Annotated in this window: 20 protein-coding genes; 5 read left to right on the top strand and 15 right to left on the bottom strand. The window is 70.5% G+C overall.

Annotated features, from left to right (window positions below):
* Both ACVBEQ_RS20395 and ACVBEQ_RS20390 read right to left on the bottom strand, forming a co-directional pair.
* The coding region (locus ACVBEQ_RS20395) for a serine/threonine-protein kinase (RefSeq protein ID WP_447155140.1) at window positions 1-1116 on the bottom strand (1116 nt) is incomplete at its 3' end.
* Between the two features lie 99 nt (window positions 1117-1215).
* Window positions 1216-1413, bottom strand: coding sequence for a hypothetical protein (locus tag ACVBEQ_RS20390; RefSeq protein ID WP_447155139.1), 198 nt, complete (start codon window positions 1411-1413; stop codon window positions 1216-1218).
* Between the two features lie 310 nt (window positions 1414-1723).
* Here ACVBEQ_RS20390 and ACVBEQ_RS20385 point away from each other — a divergent pair, with 310 nt between their 5' ends.
* A complete protein-coding gene (locus ACVBEQ_RS20385; RefSeq protein WP_447155138.1) occupies window positions 1724-2479 on the top strand; it encodes a histidine phosphatase family protein in 756 nt (251 codons plus the stop codon).
* Window positions 2463-3395: an NAD(P)H-hydrate dehydratase gene (locus tag ACVBEQ_RS20380; RefSeq protein ID WP_447155137.1), complete on the top strand. Its 933-nt coding sequence runs from the start codon at window positions 2463-2465 to the stop codon at window positions 3393-3395. Before ACVBEQ_RS20385 ends, ACVBEQ_RS20380 begins: the two co-directional genes overlap by 17 nt.
* 10 nt (window positions 3396-3405) lie before the next feature.
* On the opposite strand, the gene ACVBEQ_RS20375 is transcribed toward ACVBEQ_RS20380, so the two are convergent.
* The 5 genes from ACVBEQ_RS20375 to ACVBEQ_RS20355 all read right to left on the bottom strand — a co-directional run bounded on the left by ACVBEQ_RS20375 (window position 3406) and on the right by ACVBEQ_RS20355 (window position 6567).
* The gene (locus ACVBEQ_RS20375; RefSeq protein ID WP_447155136.1) at window positions 3406-3630 is read right to left on the bottom strand and encodes a CDGSH iron-sulfur domain-containing protein; all 225 of its coding nucleotides are present in this window, start codon (window positions 3628-3630) and stop codon (window positions 3406-3408) included.
* Window positions 3627-4610 carry a glycosyltransferase gene (locus ACVBEQ_RS20370; protein WP_447155135.1) on the bottom strand — a complete coding sequence of 328 codons (984 nt, stop codon included), beginning with the start codon at window positions 4608-4610 and terminating at the stop codon, window positions 3627-3629. Before ACVBEQ_RS20370 ends, ACVBEQ_RS20375 begins: the two co-directional genes overlap by 4 nt.
* Entirely contained in the window at window positions 4607-5608 is a 1002-nt protein-coding gene (locus tag ACVBEQ_RS20365; protein WP_447155144.1) for an iron-containing redox enzyme family protein, read from the bottom strand. Before ACVBEQ_RS20365 ends, ACVBEQ_RS20370 begins: the two co-directional genes overlap by 4 nt.
* A gap of 207 nt (window positions 5609-5815) precedes the next feature.
* Window positions 5816-6073 carry a hypothetical protein gene (locus ACVBEQ_RS20360; protein ID WP_447155134.1) on the bottom strand — a complete coding sequence of 86 codons (258 nt, stop codon included), beginning with the start codon at window positions 6071-6073 and terminating at the stop codon, window positions 5816-5818.
* Window positions 6073-6567, bottom strand: coding sequence for an SRPBCC family protein (locus tag ACVBEQ_RS20355; RefSeq protein ID WP_447155133.1), 495 nt, complete (start codon window positions 6565-6567; stop codon window positions 6073-6075). The genes ACVBEQ_RS20360 and ACVBEQ_RS20355 overlap by 1 nt, the downstream gene beginning before the upstream one ends.
* A gap of 166 nt (window positions 6568-6733) precedes the next feature.
* Between ACVBEQ_RS20355 and ACVBEQ_RS20350 the strand changes: the two genes are divergently transcribed.
* Window positions 6734-7558, top strand: coding sequence for a sigma-70 family RNA polymerase sigma factor (locus tag ACVBEQ_RS20350; RefSeq protein ID WP_447155132.1), 825 nt, complete (start codon window positions 6734-6736; stop codon window positions 7556-7558).
* A 69-nt stretch (window positions 7559-7627) separates the two neighbouring features.
* Here the strand turns inward: ACVBEQ_RS20350 and ACVBEQ_RS20345 are convergent, their stop codons facing one another.
* On the bottom strand, window positions 7628-8107 hold the full coding sequence (locus tag ACVBEQ_RS20345; protein WP_447155131.1) for a DUF4383 domain-containing protein: 480 nt from the start codon (window positions 8105-8107) through the stop codon (window positions 7628-7630).
* 230 nt (window positions 8108-8337) lie between these two features.
* On the opposite strand from ACVBEQ_RS20345, the gene crtI reads away from it, so the two are divergent.
* Window positions 8338-9840 carry a phytoene desaturase family protein gene (gene crtI, locus ACVBEQ_RS20340; RefSeq protein WP_447155130.1) on the top strand — a complete coding sequence of 501 codons (1503 nt, stop codon included), beginning with the start codon at window positions 8338-8340 and terminating at the stop codon, window positions 9838-9840.
* Between the two features lie 48 nt (window positions 9841-9888).
* The gene (locus ACVBEQ_RS20335) at window positions 9889-10845 is read left to right on the top strand and encodes a phytoene/squalene synthase family protein (protein ID WP_447155129.1); all 957 of its coding nucleotides are present in this window, start codon (window positions 9889-9891) and stop codon (window positions 10843-10845) included.
* Here ACVBEQ_RS20335 and ACVBEQ_RS20330 read toward each other — a convergent pair.
* Genes ACVBEQ_RS20330 through ACVBEQ_RS20300 form a run of 7 tightly spaced genes read right to left on the bottom strand, consistent with a single transcriptional unit; the run spans window position 10793 to window position 15630 of the window.
* Window positions 10793-11113, bottom strand: a complete 321-nt coding sequence (locus tag ACVBEQ_RS20330; RefSeq protein WP_447155128.1) for a lycopene cyclase domain-containing protein — start codon at window positions 11111-11113, stop codon at window positions 10793-10795. The two genes, ACVBEQ_RS20335 and ACVBEQ_RS20330, sit on opposite strands and share 53 nt — an antisense overlap.
* Window positions 11110-11469, bottom strand: coding sequence for a lycopene cyclase domain-containing protein (locus tag ACVBEQ_RS20325; RefSeq protein ID WP_447155127.1), 360 nt, complete (start codon window positions 11467-11469; stop codon window positions 11110-11112). The genes ACVBEQ_RS20330 and ACVBEQ_RS20325 overlap by 4 nt, the downstream gene beginning before the upstream one ends.
* The gene (locus tag ACVBEQ_RS20320) at window positions 11457-12611 is read right to left on the bottom strand and encodes a cytochrome P450 (protein WP_447155126.1); all 1155 of its coding nucleotides are present in this window, start codon (window positions 12609-12611) and stop codon (window positions 11457-11459) included. Before ACVBEQ_RS20320 ends, ACVBEQ_RS20325 begins: the two co-directional genes overlap by 13 nt.
* Window positions 12608-13729, bottom strand: coding sequence for a glycosyltransferase family 2 protein (locus ACVBEQ_RS20315; protein WP_447155125.1), 1122 nt, complete (start codon window positions 13727-13729; stop codon window positions 12608-12610). Before ACVBEQ_RS20315 ends, ACVBEQ_RS20320 begins: the two co-directional genes overlap by 4 nt.
* Window positions 13726-14397, bottom strand: a complete 672-nt coding sequence (locus ACVBEQ_RS20310; RefSeq protein WP_447155124.1) for a lysophospholipid acyltransferase family protein — start codon at window positions 14395-14397, stop codon at window positions 13726-13728. The genes ACVBEQ_RS20315 and ACVBEQ_RS20310 overlap by 4 nt, the downstream gene beginning before the upstream one ends.
* Entirely contained in the window at window positions 14390-15478 is a 1089-nt protein-coding gene (locus tag ACVBEQ_RS20305; protein ID WP_447155123.1) for a polyprenyl synthetase family protein, read from the bottom strand. The genes ACVBEQ_RS20310 and ACVBEQ_RS20305 overlap by 8 nt, the downstream gene beginning before the upstream one ends.
* Window positions 15475-15630, bottom strand: coding sequence for a hypothetical protein (locus ACVBEQ_RS20300; protein ID WP_447155122.1), 156 nt, complete (start codon window positions 15628-15630; stop codon window positions 15475-15477). The genes ACVBEQ_RS20305 and ACVBEQ_RS20300 overlap by 4 nt, the downstream gene beginning before the upstream one ends.
* Between the last annotated feature and the right edge of the window lie 136 nt (window positions 15631-15766).

Raw genomic sequence — 15766 nt, 5'->3', positions numbered from 1 at the left:
TGGAAGCGCCGACGACACCGCGGGAGCGCCGGCGCCGGGCGGGCTCTCCGCCGGCGGGGGATCGGTCGAGAGGAGCACGCCGGCCGTCGTGAGCCCGGTGACCAGGACGGCGGCCCCTACGGCGACGAGGACCGACCGCCGCCGGCGGCGTGGCTGAACGGGATCACCGGCCAGCAGGGTCGGCGGTCCGGGCGGTCGCTCCAGCGCCCGCAGCGCTGCGACGACGTCATCGGCGGCCGGGCGGTCGGCGGACTCGAAGGCTGTCATCGACGCGAGCAGTGCCGGCCAGCCGGCCGGCAGATTGGGTGGAACCGCCGGGTCCCGCAGGAGTCGCGCGACGGCCGACTCGACGGCCGGGCCGGGGTACTCGCGGTGGCCCTTGAGGCATTCCAGGAGCACCAGACCCAGTGCGTAGATGTCGGCGGCCGGTCCGACGTCGGCACTGCTCGCCTGCTCGGGGCTCAGATACGGCGCGGTCCCGACCACGTCGGCCGAGTTCGTCACCCGGTCAGCGTCCAGCATCCGCGCGATACCGAAGTCGCTCAGTTTGGCGTCGCCGTCGCCGGTGAGCAGGATGTTGCCGGGCTTGACGTCGCGGTGGACCAGCCCCCTGGCATGCATGGCCTGCAGGGCGGCGGCGACACCGGAACCGATGTGGGCCACTTCGGCCGGGGTGAGGGGCGGCCCCTGCAGCCGTTCGCCCAGGGTCGGTCCGTCCACGAACTCGAGGACGAGATACGCCAGACCCGAACCGGCGGATCCGGTCCGCGCGTCGTGCAGCAGGATCAGATTCGGGTGCCGTAGGCCGGCGACGATCTGCATCTCCTGGCGTTGCCGGGCCACCATCGCCGGATCGGTGAAATGCGGATGGAACACCTTGACGGCGACCTGGCGGTCCAGCAACAGGTCCGTTGCCCGGTACACCGTCGCGGTGCCGCCGAGTCCGACCAGCGAGTCGAGCCGGTAGCGGTCGTCGAGCACGGACCCCGCGCCCACGGCCTGCCCGGCGCCCCGGCCGCCATCCAGCTCCGGCTCGAGTCGGGCCGTGGCCGGCAGCGCGTGCTCCGTCCGGTGGTCAGCCATCGCTCGGGGACCGGCGTCGCCGGGAACGCGCATGCACCGGCGACACCTCCGCGACCTTGCGGCCCAGCGCTTCTCGCCGGGACACCTCCACCCTGGTTCCCCGCGGGAGTGGTTTCAACCAGCGATCGCGGGTCAGATGCCCGCGTCCGGGTCGGTGACCCGCTCCTCTGATTCCTCGAGAATCGCCTCGGCCTGGGCCTGCGGGTCGTCGCTGCCGACGGCGAGTTCCTCGGGCAGCAGGTCGGACCGGTTTTCGACCATGCCGTCGGGGATATCCGGGCTGTCGGGGATCTCAGGGTCGGTGCTGCTGCGGGTACCGGCGTCGGCCATCGCGTTCTCCTGTCCGGGGATGGGGTCGGCCCGACCGGCTGTTTTTTCAACCGGCCGGACCTTGGGCGCACCACCGATCCCAGGACTGTGGCGGACACCCCACCGAGCAGTCTCCACGAAAGAGCAGCCGTACGTGACGCCGAGAGCCCGCAACGCTCGATCGATTGCCCGCCGGTGGCGGCCGCCGACACCGACGCCGCGAGGCGAATCCGGACGATCGGTGCGAACGGATCACCATCCCCCTGACGAGAGATGCGTTGCGGCGTAGAGCTTTGCCGTCCTCGCGTGGTGTCCTATAGCGTCGCTGACCATGGGTGCGTCGGAGTTGTGGCTGGTCCGTCATGGTGAGAGTCTCGGCAACGTCGCGGCGTCGGAGGCCGACGCCACCGGAGCCGAGGTGATCCCGGTCGGCATGCGCGACGCCGACGTGCCGCTGAGCCCGACAGGGCAGGAACAGGCCGCCGCGCTGGGGGTGTGGCTCGGCGACCTCGATCCGGGCACCGCACCGCAGACGGTGTGGAGTTCCCCCTACGTTCGCGCCGTGCAGACGGCGGAAGTGGCGCTGCAATCCGGCGGACTGGCCGACCCTGCCGGGACGATGCGGGTGCGGATCGACGAACGATTGCGGGACAGGGAGTTGGGCATCCTCGACCTGCTCACCACCCATGGCGTGAACACCAGGCTGCCGGCGGAAGCGGCCCGCCGGCAGTGGCTCGGGAAGTTCTACTACCGCCCGCCGGGCGGTGAGTCGTGGGCCGATCTCGCCCTGCGGGTGCGGTCTGTGATGACGGATCTCGAGCGCCCCGACGTTCCGGACCGGGTGCTGATCGTCTGTCACGACGCGATGATCCTGATCTTCCGGTACGTGTGCGAGGGAATGCGCGAGGCCGATCTGCTCGCCGTGGCCGCGTCAGGGTCCGTCCGCAATGCCTCGGTGACCAGGCTGGTCCGGACCGGGGATGCGACCTTCTGGACCGCCGACGCCTTCAACGCCGACGAGCACCTGCAGGCCCAGGGTGTTCCGGTCACCGAGCACCCGGGGGAGCGAGATGCCTTCGCGCGCTGACGATCCGGCGGGTGCAACGGGTGCGTCGCAGGTCCTGGAGCTCACCGAGGACGTCCTGCGGAACTGGCGGCTGCCCCCGCTGACCGGCAGCGGCAAGGAGAGCCGGGGCGATGTCTTCATCGTCGGGGGTGCGGCCGGAACGCCCGGCGCGGCCATCCTGGCCGGTGTCTCGGCACTACGGGTGGGGGCGGGCCGGTTGACCCTCGCCGTGGCCTCCTCGGTGGCCGGGGCGGTCGCGGTGCAGGTCCCCGAATCCGGCGTTGTGCCCCTCCCGGAATCGGACGGAACGGTTCTCGGCAGGGCGGCCGATGTCCTGGTCGAAGAGGTGTCCTCGGCCGATGCCCTGCTCATCGGTTCCGGGCTGGATCATCCCGACGAGACCGCGGCCCTGCTCGAGAGGTTGGCGACGGAAGTCCCCGACGAGACCAAGGTCGTGCTGGATGCTTTCGCCCTCGGAGTGCTGAACGACGTCCCCGCAGCCTCCGAGAAATGGTCCGGGCGCCTCGTTCTCACCCCCAACGTGACGGAACTGGAACGGCTGACCGGCCTCGACGACGCGGCGCTGGACGAACCGGAGGCTTTGCCGGCGGCGGTTCGGACGGCCGCGAGCCGGTTCGGCGCCGTGGTGACCTGCCACAACGTCATCGCCGATCCGGACGGCCGCTGCTGGCAGGCGTCACCGAACTGCATCGGGCTCGGCACGTCCGGCAGCGGCGACGTGCTCGCGGGCGCCATCGCGGGGCTGCTGGCGCGCGGCGCCGACCCGATCCAGGCAGCCTGCTGGGGAACGTATCTGCACCTGCACGCCGGGCACCGGCTCGCTGCCCGAACCGGCACCGTCGGCTTCCTGGCGCGGGAACTGATGCCGGAGCTGCCGGTGCTGCTGGAGGAGCTGCACACCGACCCGGGCGACTGAGGCGGGTACGTCAGCCGGCCGGGTCGACCCGATTCTTCAGCAGTTTGTGGGTCCCGTCGCAGAGCGGCGCCAGCCGCGACTTCCCGCACCGGCACAGGGCGATGGTCGGCCGGTTCCGGGGCAGCTCGTCACCGTTGTCGTCGACGATCGACACCGGACCGCGTACCAGCAGCGGGCCGTTCGGGCACGCCGTGATGACCACCGGTTCCCGTGCGGCGCTGTCCGACGCACTCATGCCGCCAACCCCATCGTGTCGGTCCGCTCGCGTCGGACCGGCCTGGTTCCGGCCCTGGGCATGCGTTCTCCGCGATAGCGGACGCCGCCACGGAGCCGCGCGAGGACGGCGAGCCAGACCGTGACGGCCCTTTCGCCGACCCACAAGGGCGCCCAGACAGCGTCGGTCGGCCCGAATGCGGCGGTGCCGTGCCGGCGGCGCCGGCCGCATTCCGCCACCGCGGCAGCAGCCGCGGCGGCCAGCGGGAGCGTCACCGGCGTGCGCCTGGTGGAAGCGACCAGCGCAGGCAGCAGCAGCGCCTCGGCGACCAGCCGACCGGGCTGCGCGAAATCGTCGTAGGCCTGCCGGATGCGTTGTTCCAGGAACCGGTTGACGGTCGGCGGCCGGCGTTCGACGAACAGGTCATCCGCCCGGTGCTCCCGCGCACCGACGGCCCGCAGCGTGCGGATCAATTGCAGATTCTCGAACAGCACGTCGCCGTCGTACCCGCCGGCGGCGACGAAGGCACTGCGGCGAACCCCGAGGGTTCCCGGGTAATCGGAGCCGAATGCCCGGTTGATCAGCATCCGGCCGGTGTCCCACCGGGCATGCCACGGCAACGGCCGGAAGACGTTCTGCGGCCTGACGAGGTCCGCGTCGCCGAGTCGGGACGCCATGTCCCGCAACTCCTTCAGGCCGTACCGGACGTCGTCGTCGGCGACCACCACCAGCTCGTGACGGGCGGCGACCACACCGGTCACCACGCCCGCCACCTTCCGGTTGCGCCCCGGCCACTGACCCACCGGGAGGTGCCGCACCAGCTCACCCCAGTGGTCGGCGTGGCCGGCGAACACCTCCCGCTCGGAGCCGTCCACCACGGTGATGTCCACCAGCACGGCGAGCCGCCGGAGGTAATCGGTGAATTCGGGAAGGTCGGCGTCGTCGCTCCAGCGCAGCGGGACCACGTACTCGACCGGCAACCGACCCGGCTCCGCTGTCACTGCCGCCCCGCGCGCAGTGAGGTCCGGCCGGCCTTCCATGAGGACAGGAGGTGGTCGGCGGCGAGATCGTCGAGCATCTGCCCGGCCGCGGCGCCGAAGAGGATGTCCCGGGCCCGCGCCGGATCGGTCCGGGCCAGCCCGCCGGCGAGATCGTGGCCGGCGATCTGCTCGTGGACGGCGTCGGCCTCGACGTGCTCGTCGAAGAAGAGGGTCGCGTTCGCGTCGTAGCCCAGGCGCCGTAACCCGTTGCCGTACAGCCGGTTCGGCAGCGACGAGGTCATCTCGAAGGCCGCCAGGTGACCGACGATCGCTCCGAGCAGTCGCCGGTTGAGGCCGAACAACGACATCGCGTTGATCCCGGCGAGGACCGCGGCAGGGACGAGATCGATGTACCGCCCGTAGCTGTCGTCCAGGCCGAGCGCCCGCATCGTCCGGGCGAACAGGCTGGCGTGCATCCGTTCCGCACGGCCGCCGCCGTACTCGTCGGCCTGGATCTCCACCAATGCTGCCTTGACGGACCCGGACAGCCGCGGGATGGCCCAGGTGTGCGGGTCGGCCTCCTTGAGGTGGTAGATCGACCGATGGGTCAGGAATTCCGTGAACTGTTCGAGGGTCGCCTTGCGGGCCAGGAAGTTGGACAGGCCGGGACCGGGCTGCGGGGCTGTCAGGGCGAACAGTGCTGACGCGAGGTCCCCGTCCGCGGGGATGTCGGGAACAGCTGTCGCGGATCGGATCTCGGATTCGAACCGGTTCTCGAGGACGCGCCGGACGGCCAGCAGATCCGGATCCCACTCGCGATCGTCACCGACGCCGACGAAGCCCCGGTAGTGCAGTTCGTACAGCATGAACAGCGAGATCTGCAGGTCTTCGTCGCGCAGCACGCCATCCGGCGCCGCGGCGCTCGCACACGCGAGGGCAGCCGCGGTGTCCAGGTCGCCCCCGGTGAGCGCGCCGACGATCAGCCGGCTCAACGGCCCGCGCGGGACGGGGATCGGCATGGCGACGCCGGGCAGTCCGGTGGGCGGCAATGGCCGGACAGCGGTGGTGGAAGGCAGGGTCTTGATCGGGAGTGCGATATCGGGCAGCGTCGACGTCATCGTCGGTCCTCACGGGTGGCTGGGTGTCTGTTACTCCCGGTTAATACCCCGAACCGATCATGGTGAACCGTCGCGCCGAACAGGTGTGCGGCAGGCCACCGCTCACGCTCAGCCGTTCGAGTTGTCTCCGGGCGGACCGAGAATGGACGACGTCTCCGTCATCTGGGGGTGATCACGCGGCCGGTCCTCCTGCACCCGGCCGGCCGCGATGGTGATCCAGAAACCCGCGACCATGACGATGGCGACCGTCGCGAGGATGGCGACGATGAAGATCGCTTTGCTGAGCGGTTTCTTCTCGCCCGAATGCTCCTCGGGCCTGCTCGCCGACTCTGCCGTCTTTCCCGTCGAGCCTTCCGGTGAACTCATCATTCTCCTGTCACTGTGACCTGTCGATGGCGTCCCTCGGCGATGAGGGAAAGCCTGCGCAACGCCTCGACGTTGCGCGGTGCGATCACCCACTGCCGAACGGATCGCGGGACGAGGCGTCCCGGTCCTGCCGTCACATCTTCGACGATGCTCACTGTGCTCCGCTCGGCGGTATCCGGTGTGATCACCAGACGCACCTCCGCCTCGCCCGCGGGCCGCCCACGCGCCCTCAACAGCATCTCCTGCTCGTCAACCGCAAGTATCACGGTGTCGTCGTTGATCACGGCCGGCCACACGCCGAAAGAGTGCCGGATGCGGCTGCCCTGGGCGGGCCAGCCGGGGTCGACGTCCCTGACCCGGGAGGCACCGACCACCCAGGACGCGTAGAGCCAGCCGTCCGACAGCACGTCCCACACCGCCCGGGCCGGTGCGTCGACCTGCCTGCTGACCACGGCCCGCCCTTCCGACGACGCAGAGCTGTGGTGAAGAGACATGGAACCCTCCTGACGGTCGTCGTGCGGCCGGGCGGCGGCACGACACAGGTGGCTGTACCCGCCGTCGTCGCGCCCCAGACAGTTGTCAAAGTCCATTCCGTCTGGTGTGATGGAGTCCTGGTCCGAACAAGGTGCCGGATGATCCCTGTCATCTCAGGAGACGTCGGTGCCCGAGGACATTTCCCAGGCTTCCGGTTCCGCTGTCGCGGTCCGTAACAGCCAATCCCATCGTTTCGCTTCCGCGCCGTCCGACGAGCGGGCCCGTGACATGCGGGCACTGCTCGACGGGCTCGCCGGCTGCGAGGACCCGGTCGAGCGTCTGGAGCGCCGGCGGGAAGTGGTGATGACCTACCTGCCGGTGGCCTGGTCGCTCGCCGCCCGGTACAGCGGTCGCGGCGTCGACCGGTCGGATCTTCGGCAGTTGGCCTGCCTGGGGCTGGTGAAGGCCGTCGACCGCTGGATTCCGGGCCGCAGCGAGGATTTCCTGCAATTCGCCGTGCCGACCATCGTCGGGGAGATCAAGCGGTACTTCCGCGATCATCTGGCGCTGGTGCGCCCGCCGCGGCGGATCTCGGAATTGCGCGCCGTCATCGAGCAGGCCCGCGAACATTACTGGGAACGGCACGGGAGATATCCGACCCCGGCGGAACTGTCGGAGCTGACCGGTGTCTCACCGGACGACCTCGCCGAGGCGCGTTCGTCCACGCTGCTGTGCCACCCGCGCTCCACCGACGAACCGCACGGTTCGGATTCGACGATCGCGGAGAGCTTCGGCTTCGAGGACCAGGCGCTGCGCCGGGCCGAGGACCGGGCCACCACGGAGCGCCTGCTGACGACGCTGACCGAGCACGAGAGGTGCATCGTGCGAATGCGTTTCGACGACGGATGGTCGCAGTCGCGGATCGGTGCCGAATTGGGGATCAGCCAGATGCAGGTCTCCCGGGCGCTGCGCGCGATCACCCAGAAGCTGCAGCGGGTGCTCGCGGCCTGAGCCACCCGCCGGACAGAGAAATGCGCCCGTCCCCCGAAAGGGACGGGCGCATTTCGGGGATCCGGTCCGTCAGCGGGTGTCGGCGGTGGTTCGCGCCGTTGCCGGACGGCGGCCCAGCAGCGCGCCGAGGGCGATCATCCCGATTCCGAGGACCAGGTGCAGCCAATTGTCAGCGTTGTTCACCGGCACGAAATTCGCCGAGCTGTCGGTGTCGACGAGCAGCCCGTAGAGGAACAACGCGAGATAGACGAAGCCACCGATGATCAGGTAACCGCGCGCCGAATTGAACGTCCGCGCGGCGGCCAGACCGGCGATGCCGAACAGGATGTGCACGATGTTGTGCAGTATCGAGACCTGGAAGATCCCCAGCAGCAACGCGTCGGACTCGTGACCTGCGAAGGTCAGTTGGTCGAAATTGCTCGTCACGCCGGGGATGAAGCCGGCGATGCCGACCAGGAGGAAGACGATTCCGACCACGGTTGCCGCGAGTTGGACCGGGTGGCGGCGGCGGGTGCCCGTCGGGGTGCCCGGGGAGCGGGAGGCGGTCATGGGTGTGCCTTTCTGTGGGTGGGTGCACAGTTGTTTTTCCGCGGACCCGGGATGACCGGGGCCGCGGTGCCCGGGTCGCCGGGACTTGTTCGCCCGCAACCGCTGTGCCGCGGGGGGACAACCGGTTAATACCCTTGGCGAACGGTCCCAGACGGATGCACCACGAACCGTGACCTTGATGACAGCGAGGTGACGCCGGGACGGGCGGTTTGTCGTGTACACCGGAACCCATGCGCACTGTTCCGGGCCGAACCGACTCCGTGATCATCATCGGCGCCGGGCTCGGCGGGTTGTCCGCCGCCCTGCGACTCACCGGGGCGGGACGGAAGGTCACCGTTCTGGAACGGGAGTCGGCGCCCGGCGGCAGGGCGGGTCGACTGGAGATCGACGGCTACCGGTTCGACACCGGGCCGACCGTGCTGACGATGCCCGAGCTGATCGAGGACGCCTTCGCCTGCGTGGGCGAGAAGATGGCTGACCGGCTCGAACTGATCCAGGTCGACCCGGCCTACCGGGCGCGGTTCCCGGACGGCTCTGTCATCGACGTGCACACCGACGCCGAGGCGATGACAAAGGAGATCGAGCGCACCTGCGGACGCGCCGACGCCGACGGGTACCAGCGGCTGGTGGGCTACCTCGGCCGCCTCTACGACATCGAGATGCCCGGCTTCATCGACCGGAACCTCGACAGCCTTACCGATGTCGTCCGACCGGACGCCATCCGGTTGCTGACCATGGGTGCGGTCCGCAAGCTGCCGTCGCTGGTCGGCAGCTATCTCCAGGACCCGCGGCTGCGCCGGATCTTCTCGTTCCAGGCCATGTATGCCGGGCTCGCACCGCAGGAGGCGCTGGGGATCTACGCCGTCATCGCATACATGGACTGCGTCCGCGGCGTGTTCCTGCCGCGCGGCGGGATGCACGCGCTGCCCGTCGCGATGGCCGCCGCGGCCACCGATCACGGGGTCGACATCCGTTACGACAGTGAGGTGTCGCGGATCGAGGTGAGCGGCGGCCGGGCCACCGGTGTCGTGATGGCGGACGGCGAGCGGCTGACCGCGGACGTGATCGTCGTCAACGCCGACCTGCCGATGGCGTACCGGCACCTGCTCGCCCCGGAGCACACCCCCCGCCGGGTGAAACGGCTGAACTACTCGCCGTCCTGCGTGCTGTTGCACGTCGGTTCGGCCGCGACCTACGACCAGTTGGCGCACCACACGATGGACTTCGGCAAGGCCTGGGACCGTACCTTCGACGAGATCATCCACCGCGGCGAGGTGATGTCCGACCCGTCCTTCCTGGTCAGCAACCCCTCGTCGACGGACGACTCACTGGCACCGGACGGCAAGCAGACCTACTACGTGCTGTTCCCGGCACCGAACACGGTGAGCGGCCGGAACATCGACTGGGACACGTTCGGCCCGCGGTACCGCGACGAGATGATCGCCACCATGGAATCCCGCGGCATGACGGGATTCGGCGACGCCATCGAGGTCGAGCGGCTGGTCACCCCGGAGGACTGGCTGCGGATGGGAATCGCCGCCGGGGCACCGTTCTCGGCGAGCCACCACGTGCCGCAGACCGGCCCGCTGCGGCAGCCGACGCTGGACCGGAACATCGAGAACCTGGTGTTCTGCGGCGCCAACACCCAGCCCGGCGTCGGGGTGCCGATGGTGCTGGTGTCCGGGCGGCTCGCGGCCGAGCGGATCACCGGACTCGCGGGCAGGGGTGCCTGAACCGGGCGGAACGGCCGATATGTTGACCGTCATGAGCGGTGGACGACGGTGAGCCCGGACAGCGATCTCACGGCGGCCGGCATCACCGATCCGCGGTTGCGGGCCGATTACCTGCATTGCCGGGAGCTCGCCCGCGAGCACGGCCGGACCTACTTCCTGGCCACCCGTTTCCTGCCGCCAGGGCGCCGGCCGGCCATCCACGCGTTGTACGGGTTCGCCAGGACCGCCGACGACATCGTCGACGACGTCGCCCCCGGTGTGACGGTCGAGTCGAAACGGGTCGGCCTGCAGCGCCTCATCGACGAGTTCCACGATCCGGACGGGGCGCGGGAGCCGTCGGTGCGTGCGGCGCTGGACACGGCCCGCCGGTACGACCTGAGCCCGCAGCTGTTCGAGGATTTCCTCACCTCCATGCAGATGGACCTGACCGTCACCGAGTACGACACCTTCGAGGACCTGCACACCTACGTCTGGGGCAGCGCGGCGGTCATCGGGCTGATGGTGCTGCCCATCCTGGGCACCGTCGTACCGAGGGATCAGGCGGCGCCGTACGCGGCCGATCTGGGCATCGCCTTCCAGCTCAGCAACTTCATCAGGGACGTCGGGGAGGACCTCCGGCTGGGCCGCATCTACCTGCCGCAGCAATCGCTGCGGAAGTTCGGCGTCGACCGGGCGCGGCTGGAACGCGGAGTCGTCGACGACGACATCAGGGCGCTGCTGGCCTTCGAGATCGACCGCACGAGGGGGATCTATCGGCGCGCTGAGCCCGGGATCGCCATGCTCGCCCCTGGGGCCCGCGGCTGCGTCCGGGTGGCGTTCCAGCTGTACGGCGACATCCTGACCGCGGTGGAGCAGGCCGACTATCAGGTCTTCGGGCCGCGGATCCGGGTATCCCGGCAGCGCCGGGCGCGGATCGCCGCGGGCACCGTACTGACCGGGGTCGGCAGCGGCGTCAGGCGCCGGATCGGCCGGGATCGCGGCGCCCCAGCCACACCCAGTAGCTGAGGACGAGCGTCACCAGCCCGAAACCGAAACCGATGTCCTCCAGCGGCGCGTAGACCACCCTGATCCCGAGGATGACATCGGGGCTGTACTGGACGATGTTCAGGCCGGTGAGAATCCCGTTCACGATGAACTGGAAGAACAGCACGATGCCGTAGCTGGCCCAGAAGAGCCGGGTGCGCAGCAGCCCGGTCCGCAGCACGAACAGGTCGACGACGACAGCCACCACGATGGCGGTCAGCGAGGCCCAGGTGTAGACGCCCGGCGTCATGGCCCGTCCACCGTCCCGCGGTCGCGCACGCGCCCGCGGGGACGGGCCCAGTCAGGCTTGAGATGCCGGACCGCCTCCAGGGTCAGGATCGCGCAGATCGGGATCGCGACGAAGAAGGTGATCTCCTCGATGGGCAGCGCACCGACGAAGATCCCGGTGATGTACTCCGGGTCGAACCACCACCAGCCGGTCTGGATGGCGAGGTAGTCCCAGATGAGGAAGACGGCCGCCACCGGTGCGATCGCCAGCGCAGCCCTGGAGAACCGGCCGTACACCCTGGCCTTGAAGAAGAACTCCAACGGCAGGGTTCCGATCAGGCAGGCGGCCATCACCGCCAGGTAGGTCAGGTGCTGCATCGCAGCATCACCGGTTTCTGTGGGGTCAGCGTCAGCCCGCCGCGGACGCCCACCCGCTCGTCGATCCGGGTCAGGTTCGACCCGGCGAACGAGGTGACGGCGGCGCGCAGCATCGCGGTGGCGAGCGGTCCGCCCAGACAGGTCCGCTCGCCGGCCGCGAAGGGGATGTAGCCCCAGGCCGGCAGCGGCTCACCGAATCGCTCGGGCCGGAACGTCAGCGGGTCCGGCCACAGATCGGCGCTGCGGTGCGTCAGGTACGGGCTGTAGAGCACCAACCGGCCGGCCGGGATCGGGTATCCGTCGAATTCGGTGTCCTCGGTCGCGACCCGGCTGCCGATCCAGCCCGACGGGTAGAGCCGCAGCGCCTCGTGGACCACGCCGGCGGCGGCGTCGGGGGTGTTCAGCTCGGGCCGGGCGGCCAGTTCCCACAGCGCGAAAGCCATCGCGTGCGCGGTGGTGTCGTACGCCGCCGCCACCGCCACCCTGGCCTCCTCCACGCCGCCGGGCAGCGACGCGAACAGCGCGGACAGGGTCGACGGGTCGGGATCGGCGAAGGCCCCGCGCAGGGCCCGCTCCATCCGCCGAACCCGGAACGGCCTGCGCAGCAACGGCTGTGGCATCGGTCCGTCCAGCGGTGCGACGTAGGACTTCAGCACCGCCTGCGGGAACCGCGGGCCGAGGAACGCGGCCATGATCATCTCGCGGACCAGGTCGGAGGAGAAGGACACCGCGTCGAACGGGCCCTGCGGGCGGTGCCGCTGCGCCACCTCGGCGAACTGCTCGGCGAACCGCCTCGTCACTTCCTTGCGGTGGAAGGACGGGTTGACCAGTGCCCGCCGCCCCCGGTGCTCGGGCGCGTCCGTCGCGACGAGCCCGGCGGACAGGTACGGCGAGAGTTGGCTGAGGCTGCCGCGGCTGCGGAAGCGTTGCAGGTCGCCCAGGACGAAGCGGTTCCAGGCGGGGGAGTAGCCGACCACGGCACGGCGCCAGAGCCGCAGACCGAACACCGGTCCGAGCCGGGCACCCTCCTCGAGCAGCGCGAGGCCGTTGGAGGTCCACCGGGAGAGGTGACCGAACGGTGGCCGGGTCGACGGGGACGGCAGCTGCGGCGGAGCCGCGGACCTGGCGGAGAAGGTGCTCATCCGTAGACCCGCCCCCGCCAGGTCTGCCGGCGGCGCATGGCCCGCGCGACGACGGGCAGTGCGGCCACCGGGGAGGCGGCGACAGCCACCGCCGCCGGCCAGTCCCGGCCACCGGTCTTGGACTCGACCAACAGCCGTTCGGCCATCGCGAGCAGCGCCGCACCGCGCCACCACCACGACGTCCCGAGCAGCGCGATCGGCAGCGTGTACGCCACGAGATGCCATGCGTATCCCGCGATCACCAGGCCGCGACTGCCGCCGGCCGTCGCTGTGAGGCCGCGGCCGAGACCGGCGATCACCCCGCGGTAGCCGACGCACATCCGCACCGCCAGCAGGTCACCGCCGAGCGCCAGTCCGAGCCGCAGCCCGCGACGACGCGACAACCGTGCCATGGCAACGTCTTCCACCAGTTCGGTGCGGACGGCCGCAAAGCCGCCGACCGTGTCGTAGGCGGTCCGCCGGAAGGCGAGCAGCGCGCCGCAAGCGGTGGCCGCGGACGGGGCGGGCGCCCGCAGCAACCCGAAGGGCAGCAGGCACAGCACCACGTCGTCGATCAACGGGACCAGCAGTCGCTCCGCCCAGCTGACGGTGCGTTCCCGGGGAAACACCGAGAACACATCAGCCTGCTGCCTTTCCATCTCCTCGACGACGGCGGTGATCGCGCCCGGTCCGAGTTCCACGTCCACGTCGCAAAAGACCAGCAGCTCGGCGTCGGTGTGGTCGGCCAGTTGCGCGCACGCCCACGTCTTCCCGGTCCAGCCGTCCGGTCGCGGCGCACCGGCCAGCACCGTCACGCTGGGGGCCGCCCCAGGGGCGCGACCGGCCGCCGCGCGCCGGACGATCTCCGCGGAGTCGTCGAACGATTCGTCGTCCAGGAAGACCAGGTGCGCGGCTCCGCCGGCGAGCAGCCCGGGCAGGGTGCCGGGTAGCCGGTCGGCCTCGTTGCGCATCGGCAGCAGCACCGTCACGTCGGGTGCCTTGCCCTCCGGTCCGCGCCGACCCGGGGCGGGTCGTGCCCGGAGTACGGGGAACCACCGCAGGTTCGCCAGCAGGGTGATCAGCTTGACACCGAGGAATGCGACCACGAGTCGGGGCAGCACCGCCAAGAGACGGGTCATGACCGGACCATGGCTCCGCCGAACCGCTCGTTCCAGCTGCGAACCCCGCGCACGACCTGCCGGAAGCCGGGCAACGGGACCATCGGATCTGCACCGGCGAGCTCGGCGTCGAGCCGCCCGACCGCCGCCGAGAGCACTGCGTGCGGGTCGTCACCGGCACCGACGGCGGGGGCGATGTCCAGATAGGCCTCGGGGGCCTGGTTGCCCCGCAGCAGGACGCGGGTGGCGACCACGAGCAGCGGGGCACCGCTCCGGTCGGCCAGCCAGCGGGCACCCGGGCGAGCCGGACCGACCGGACCGGCCGGGCGGAGCTCGCCCTCCGGAAACACCACCAGGACGCCGCCGGCGACCAGCCCGGCCAGGGCCGTGCGCAGTTGCGTGGTCAGGATGACGCCGGCCAGCCGGAGTACGCCGGGGCGGCTCATCGTGGCGGCGTCCACCAGCACCGCGACGTCCTTGCGGCCGGTGGCCCGCAGCGCGCCGGCCGCCGCGAAGAAATCCCACCAGGTGTGATGGTTGGTCGTCCAGACGGCGGGGCCGATCGGTAGGTCGCCGCGTACCCAGATACCGCGGAGGTTGCGTTTGGGGAGTTGGTCAAGTGCGACGCCCAGCACCCGCTCGCCGGCGAAGTTCAGTGCTGCGCGTGCTGAGGATGCTGCATCAGCCAACCCGCTCGTTCTCCCAATCCACCTGGGACCGGGGCAGCAGCCCCTGATGGGCGGCAGCCACTTTGGTCTTGATCTGCCGGCGAACGTACCGCTCCGGCATGGAGACCAGCTCAGCCGGTGCGCCGGCGGCGGCCGCCGAGCGAGCGGCGCGGCGCGCGAGGACACACGCGAGGTCGACGGTGCGGCTGATCGAACCGGACCCGAGGACGATTTCGCCGGCCTCGTCCAGGGCCTCCGCCGGCACGCCGGGACGCAGCAGCGATCGCAGCCTCAGCGCGGCGCCCGCGCCGCCCGTCTCCAGGCAGTACACGGTCGGCATGGTCACGGTGCCGGCCCGGAAATCCGCGCCGATCGGCTTGCCCAGTGCCGCCTGGTCGGCGACCAGATCGAGCACGTCGTCCATCAGCTGGAGCGCGACGCCGAAGTCGGAGCCGAAGTCGCCGAGCGCCCTGACCTGCTCGTCCGAGCAGCCACCCACCCGGGCGCCGATCCGGCACGCCGCCTTGAGCAGGGCGCCGGTCTTGAGTTCCGACACCCGCAGCACGTCGTCCGCCGACGCAGAGGGGTCGAATCGGAGCCGTTCCTCCAGCGCCTGGCCCTCGCACATCTCGGCGAGCGCCGCGGCCAGGTCGTCGACGTTCTCCGCGCCGGTGGCCGCGATGGTCCGCCAGCTCAGGGCGATCATGGCGTCGCCGGCGATGACGGCCGTCCCCATGCCCTCGTGCCGGTGGACAGCGAGCACACCACGCCGGGTGTCGGAGTCGTCCAGCAGGTCGTCGTGGACCAGCGACGCACTGTGCAGCAGCTCGACGGCGACCGCCGCGGACAGTGCCGCCGTGGCGCCGAGCGGGCCGATGTCCGCGCAGCGCAGGACGAGATCGGGCCGCAGACGCTTGCCGCCCGCGTCGACGACCCGGTGGCAACCGGTCCGGACCGGCTCCGGCAGCACGTCCAGCGCAGCGAGCAGTGCCTTTTCCACGACATTGGTGCTGGTCGCCGCCGAACCCGCCGCCGAATGCAGGGCAGTCACCCCGGGGGCCTCGGTTCGTTCCGAAGCAGGTGCGCTGTGTACCGCCGTCATCGCTTCTCCTGCCTCACCGTCGTGTCGTCACCAGGGCCGCAGGAGCGGTCCACCGCGATCGCCGACGGCTCGGTCGGCACAGTGGCTGACCTGCGGTGCTCCCACCAGTCCTCGATCGCCGCTCCCCGATCCGGTCGGATGACCTCTGCCATAACAGAGCTTCCGTCTCGATGATGCCCACCGCGCCGTCGCGGACTGCGTTCTTCATGCCGATACCGGCCGAAGAGCAAGCCCGGATGCACTGTGATCGAGAACTTTACCCGGTCTGTCCCGTGCGATCGGGGAGCG

Source organism: Nakamurella sp. GG22 (genome assembly GCF_052976845.2).
The sequence above is the reverse complement of the archived record's forward strand: the minus strand, read 5'-3'. Positions and strand labels throughout refer to the sequence as shown.